Annotated in this window: 7 protein-coding genes and 1 pseudogene; 2 read left to right on the top strand and 6 right to left on the bottom strand. The window is 60.5% G+C overall.

Annotated features, from left to right (window positions below; genetic code table 11):
* From B3T59_RS02690 to B3T59_RS02670, 5 genes and pseudogenes are all read right to left on the bottom strand, one after another.
* Window positions 1-263, bottom strand: a pseudogene (locus B3T59_RS02690) (hypothetical protein); the annotation flags it as partial.
* A gap of 65 nt (window positions 264-328) precedes the next feature.
* The gene (locus B3T59_RS02685) at window positions 329-763 is read right to left on the bottom strand and encodes a hypothetical protein (protein ID WP_287001438.1); all 435 of its coding nucleotides are present in this window, start codon (window positions 761-763) and stop codon (window positions 329-331) included.
* Window positions 753-1,130 carry a hypothetical protein gene (locus B3T59_RS02680; RefSeq protein WP_287001437.1) on the bottom strand — a complete coding sequence of 126 codons (378 nt, stop codon included), beginning with the start codon at window positions 1,128-1,130 and terminating at the stop codon, window positions 753-755. Before B3T59_RS02680 ends, B3T59_RS02685 begins: the two co-directional genes overlap by 11 nt.
* A gap of 24 nt (window positions 1,131-1,154) precedes the next feature.
* The gene (locus tag B3T59_RS02675; protein WP_287001436.1) at window positions 1,155-1,739 is read right to left on the bottom strand and encodes a DUF2510 domain-containing protein; all 585 of its coding nucleotides are present in this window, start codon (window positions 1,737-1,739) and stop codon (window positions 1,155-1,157) included.
* A gap of 2 nt (window positions 1,740-1,741) precedes the next feature.
* The gene (locus B3T59_RS02670) at window positions 1,742-2,497 is read right to left on the bottom strand and encodes a helix-turn-helix domain-containing protein (RefSeq protein WP_287001435.1); all 756 of its coding nucleotides are present in this window, start codon (window positions 2,495-2,497) and stop codon (window positions 1,742-1,744) included.
* Between the two features lie 111 nt (window positions 2,498-2,608).
* Between B3T59_RS02670 and B3T59_RS02665 the strand changes: the two genes are divergently transcribed.
* Window positions 2,609-2,872 (top strand): helix-turn-helix domain-containing protein, encoded by a 264-nt coding sequence (locus B3T59_RS02665; RefSeq protein WP_287001434.1) that lies wholly within the window; start codon window positions 2,609-2,611, stop codon window positions 2,870-2,872.
* 65 nt (window positions 2,873-2,937) lie between these two features.
* On the opposite strand, the gene B3T59_RS02660 is transcribed toward B3T59_RS02665, so the two are convergent.
* On the bottom strand, window positions 2,938-3,186 hold the full coding sequence (locus tag B3T59_RS02660; RefSeq protein WP_287001433.1) for a hypothetical protein: 249 nt from the start codon (window positions 3,184-3,186) through the stop codon (window positions 2,938-2,940).
* A 160-nt stretch (window positions 3,187-3,346) separates the two neighbouring features.
* Between B3T59_RS02660 and B3T59_RS02655 the strand changes: the two genes are divergently transcribed.
* On the top strand, window positions 3,347-3,901 hold a 555-nt coding region (locus B3T59_RS02655), incomplete at its 3' end, for a hypothetical protein (RefSeq protein WP_287001432.1).

Below are 3,901 nucleotides of genomic sequence, written 5' to 3'. Positions count from 1 at the left end.
GCGACGAGGCGCCGGGCCGCGATCCGCTCGACCGTGAGTTCCTCCCGGGCGCGGAGCACTGGGTCGACGGGAAAGACGCGACGCTCGTCATGCACCAACTCGTGTGCGATCGTGCAGCGCCGCTCGTCGCCGAGCATGTGACGGTTCACCACGACAACGTCACCACGGATTTGGCCCCGCACGCCCGCGGGAAGATGGTCGACGAACCGGATCGTCAGGTGCTCACGGAGGCGGGCGTCACGCCACGGATGGTAAATCGACATACCGGACAACGTAGAGCGGGGGTCTGACACAAAACGCCCCTGAACTGGAATTACTCGCCTGTAATTCAGGCGGTTGCGAGTTCCTTTTCCATCTCCAGCGTGGAGTATGAGCGTGACCGTCCAGCCGTGTGTGGCCGCTTCGTCGATCTGACGTACTCGGCCCAACGGGCGCGATCGACTGCGATGGCATGCAGCACCTGCTGACCGATCGTGGTGTCATCAGGCACAGTGAACACTGGTCGAGACTCGTCGTCGGCGATCCGGTCATGCCATTCCATCCACGTCAGCTCAAACGTGTGACGGTCAGGGAAGAACGTTGCTACCGCTACGCGCTGGCCAGGGTAGTTTCGGCGCAACGACTTTTCGACATCATCAGCACGATCCGACGCAACGCAGACGATGACACTCTTGATGCCCTCGGCCTTTAGCGTCTTCGTGAACTCGGCATCTCGAGAGATTCGCGAGTACAGGCGCGTGGCGAGGGAGCGATCAGATGTCATCCCAACTCCTCAGTAGTGCAGGCCACTGTTCGTCCATCCAGTCCAGCTGAACTTGATACTCCCTGTCAACGATAGCGTGGTCATTGGCGGTCAGCGCGACTATCGTGCGGCGATCAGCTTGTCGATCCGTGGGGGCAGACCGCTTCAGTCGGTGAATGTGGATCGACGAGTCACAGCAGTCAATCGATGCGACCTCGTAGCGGTGCTCATCTCCAATCGCCCACAAGGCGATCTCGAAGAACCGCACCTGGCCCCGATAGCACCAGATCAAAGCCCTGATCTCGACAAGCCACTCGCCATGCTCTCCGTATGGAATCGTCGCATCAAAGTCGTCGAGATACCCCCTGTCAACGCGATACTCAGCCACGACCGCGACACCACTGCCGATGGCTCACTGCGGCGGCCTCGGCGCCGTGTGTTCGGTCCACTGCTCCCCATCCCAATACCGAAGCAACACCGCATCAGCCGCGTCCGGATACCAGCCAGCAGGCACCGACGGCGGCGGAGGTGGTGGTGGCACTGGGGTAGGTTGCGATGCGGAGGGCTTTGGGTCTGCGCTGCTCAATCGGTTGACCAAGTCGGCGAACTTCGTCGCGTTGTACTCGCCAACGCCCAGCCCCGATACCTTCCGACCGTCGGGCCATTCGACGTCGAGCCAGATGTTCTGCTTCGTCTCTCCCGCCACCGATCCGACAGCGGCACCCTTCCAGCCCGCGACCGCCCCACCAACCGCCATCCGATTTAAGCTCTGGTGTTGCTCGATCGCGCCGTACCGGACAGTAGCGTGGCATCCCGCGATCGGGAACCACTGATCCGACCTTGCTCCGAACCCGATGCTGACGCCGTCGCACACGACACCACCGAAACCCGACTTCAAGGCCACCTGCTCCCGAAAGCCCAGCGAGTTCAAGACTTCCTTCGACGCCCGCGCCTCAGCCTTCCGACGCTCCTTCGCAGCACGCCTCTCATCATCCACGGTCAGCCCTCCTCGCCTGGATCGACCTGAGATTCTTCCCCAGCTGCCGACATCTCGTCATGCAACCGCTCACCTTTTGTCCGATCGGTCACCTGACGATCCGCGCCACTTACGAGTTCGTAGTCAGACTGGCGACTCGGGTCTTCAACGACGTAAACGTCGCCCTGTCGTCGGATACTGTTCGCGACGCGTTCCTCGTTGATGCGCCACTCAGCGTCCGCAAGGCTGTAATCCTCTGCCCGTGCTACCGCCCTTATGGCTAGTTCAGATGCCTCATCCAGTGATCGAGCGAGCACATTGTTTTCTGCTGATGGCCGTCGACGGACGAAATCGCGCGCGTCCATCACGAGCTTCGCCAGCATTAGATGCTCAAGAAGCTCTTGTTCGGCGCCTCCGATAGCTACGAAATCGTTCAGCACACGTCCGTCCGAACCACGTAGCGCTCCAGATACGGGGGGCTCGCGTCCTTCCATCACTTCATCGATCCCGCCGGAGTCCCAGCTGAGGGCGCGCTCAATCTTCGCTTTCGTGCTGTCTCGCGGCATCCGTTCACCGGCTTCAAGAGATCGGATCGTCTTGACGTCCACTCCCGCCGTCCTCGCCAACTCAGCCACATCAAGTCCTAGTTCGCGTCGTCGCGCGGCGACGATGGCGCCTGCTTGGGTTGTTGTTCGTTTCATGCTCTGAGCGTTGCAGGAACTTTCGGGAACAGCAACATCACTATTCCAGGCCTGGGCACGGAATTTCAAGGAAAACACACCGATAACTACATCCGTGTGAGATGGCTTGACCTGGAACGATAGCCAAGTTTCGTGTTGTTCCTTTGAGTTCCGTTGACATGTTCCCCTTTGTTCCGTACATTTGTCGGCATGGCGAAGGAACTTGAATGCACTTCCTCCAAGTCGATGGAGGATGTCCGGGTCGGCAACACACTCCGCGTGATGCGCGAGATGCGTGGTTACCGCCCCGACGACTTCGCATCGACGATTGGGATATCCCGTCCATACCTGGCGAACATTGAAGCGGGACGGAAGCACCTCACCGAGGTTCTTCTTGCGCGCGCAGCCAAGGCTCTCGACGTGCCTCAGATTGCTATCCGACGCCCAGCCATCGATGCGACCGAGGTTGCGTGATGGCGCAGGTCGATGTGGTTCCAGTGGCACTGGACGAATTGTTGTCTCGGTTCGCGGCGGGTGAGCTATCGTTCCGCGATTTTCGTCTCCAGTTGGCGGAGGGCGACCTCTTGTTGGGCACAGAGTTTGAGCATCTGTGTGAGGGCGTCGCCGAGGACGTCGGAAAGCCTCAGTTCTTCACCTGGACCCAGCGGTTCCTCGATCACGTCGCGGATGGCGTTCGCGGTTGCGCGGGTGAACACGGCATCGGGGTGCACATGCTTTTCGACCGTATACATCGCGAGTGCCATCGCCTGGCGGTCCGACTGGTTCATCGAGTTTCTCCTCGTTCGCTGTGTGGTGCTTCGAGCGTAGGAGACGGGGTCGGTCCCGCAATTGCGGAACGCGGCCGGCCCCGGAAATAAGACAACCCCGGCGTTGCAGCGCCGGGGCCGTGAAATCAGCAAATCCAAACTGACACAAGGAGCATACCAAATGACTGATCGCATCGAGATCTCGAAGATCGCGTCCGAAACGATGATTGTGCCGATCCGTGGCACGTCGCCGTTGATCGTGCACAACTTCTCGGAGAAGTCGAAACGCATGATGCTCGAGGCGCAGCAGGGCAAGAAGAGCGTCAAGCAGATTCGGGACCCGCAGGCCGAGTACGATGCCGCGTTCTATCGGATTGCAAGGGAGGACGGTCCGGACGAGTACGGGTTTCCCGTCACGGCGTTCAAGGCGGCAACCGTTGGGGCAGCACGGTTCTACGGCAAGAGCGTGAAGATGACCGAGCTGAGGCAGTTCGTGTTCATGCACGGTCTTCTGACGAAGGCTGATCCGCAGCAGCTGGTGAAGATTCATGGTGAGCCGCAGATGCGTGAGGACGTGGTGCGGCTGGGCGGGATGTCGCGGTCGGCGGACCTGCGGTACCGGCCCGAGTTCCGTGACTGGTCGGCGGAGTTGAAGGTCACGTACGTGACGAGCAACCTGTCGCGCGATTCCGTGTTGTCCCTGATCGATGCGGGTGGCCTCGGGATCGGCGTCGGC

The organism is Gordonia sp. UBA7860 (genome assembly GCF_002500165.1).
GTDB classification, from domain to species: domain Bacteria; phylum Actinomycetota; class Actinomycetes; order Mycobacteriales; family Mycobacteriaceae; genus Gordonia; species Gordonia sputi.
The sequence above is the reverse complement of the archived record's forward strand: the minus strand, read 5'-3'. Positions and strand labels throughout refer to the sequence as shown.

Excerpts from the sequence above, each read along its gene's own strand:
- B3T59_RS02660 (WP_287001433.1), bottom strand. The coding sequence starts at position 3,186 with ATGAACCAGTCGGACCGCCAGGCGATGGCACTCGCGATGTATACGGTC.
- B3T59_RS02685 (WP_287001438.1), bottom strand. The coding sequence starts at position 763 with ATGACATCTGATCGCTCCCTCGCCACGCGCCTGTACTCGCGAATCTCT.
- B3T59_RS02665 (WP_287001434.1), top strand. The coding sequence starts at position 2,609 with ATGGCGAAGGAACTTGAATGCACTTCCTCCAAGTCGATGGAGGATGTC.